Consider the following 1,105-nt stretch of genomic DNA (forward strand, 5'->3'; position numbering starts at 1 on the left):
GTGCCGACGGTCACGCCAAGGGCATCGGCCAGCGCGCGATGGGTGGGCAGCCGGTCGCCGACGGCCAGCTCGCCGGCAGCTACCGCCCGGGCAACGGCCTCGGCGATGGCCCGGTAGCGGGGGCCGGCGTGATCGGAGAGGTCGGGCACCCAAATTGTATCCATAACAAAAATCTTCTTTACATCAAAAAGTTGGCGATTATTCTCTATTTGTATCGGATTAATTGATGAAATTGTATCCATTTACCGAAAAATTGTCACTATTGCTCACTGGAGAACCGGGATGAACACGCCGACCCCGACACGCCGCCGCTTCGAGCAGGACGCCTATCGCCGGGACGGACAGGCGCGGGTCGTCGCGGTCACCGAACGGGGCATCGTGCTGGACGAGACCGGCTTCTATGCCGAGGGCGGCGGCCAGCCGGGTGACACCGGCACCCTGCAGACCGCCGCGGGCGCGACCCTGCGGGTGACGGACACCCGCTACCTCCCCGGCCGCCTGCGTATCGGTCACCAGGTCGCGGACCCGGGCAACCTGCAGGCCGGGGACACGGTCGCCTTCGTGATCGACTGGGCCCGCCGGTACCGCCACATGCGCATGCACACCGCACTGCACGTGCTCTGCGCCCTGGTCGACGCGCCGGTCACCGGCTGCGCGATCCACGCCGGGCGCGGGCGCATCGACTTCGACCTGCCGGAATCCGGCCTGCGCCGGGAGGACCTCGACGCCGCACTCCAGCGCGTGATCGGCGAGGACCGTCCTGTCCATGCCCGCGAGGAGGACGGCGCCCGGGGCGGCGAATACACGCGCCGCGCCGCCCCGGGCGAGGGGGACACGCTGCGCGTGGTCACCATCGACGGGCTCGACCGCCAGCCCTGCGGCGGTACCCATGTGCGGGCCACCGGCGAGCTCGCGGGCATCCGCGTGGCCCGGATCCACAAGAAGAGCCGGCGCGCCCGGCGCGTGGCGCTGATCGACGAGGCCGCGACGGAGGTGGCGGAATGACCCTGGAGAACGCCCTCGCCGCCGCGCTGTTCGCCTTCGCCCTGTCCGCCACGCCGGGGCCGAACAACGTCATGCTCACCGCCTCCGGCGCGCGCTTCGG

General features: G+C 70.0%; 2 protein-coding genes. One reads left to right on the top strand and one right to left on the bottom strand.

Features of this window, described 5'->3' with window-relative positions:
* A partial coding sequence (locus G7A99_RS26000; RefSeq protein WP_205599963.1) for a GntR family transcriptional regulator occupies positions 1 to 242 on the bottom strand: 242 nt, incomplete at its 3' end.
* 40 nt (positions 243 to 282) lie between these two features.
* Between G7A99_RS26000 and G7A99_RS20535 the strand changes: the two genes are divergently transcribed.
* On the top strand, positions 283 to 1,005 hold the full coding sequence (locus tag G7A99_RS20535; RefSeq protein ID WP_163143724.1) for an alanyl-tRNA editing protein: 723 nt from the start codon (positions 283 to 285) through the stop codon (positions 1,003 to 1,005).
* Positions 1,006 to 1,105 lie beyond the last annotated feature (100 nt).

Source organism: Arhodomonas sp. KWT (assembly GCF_010993615.1).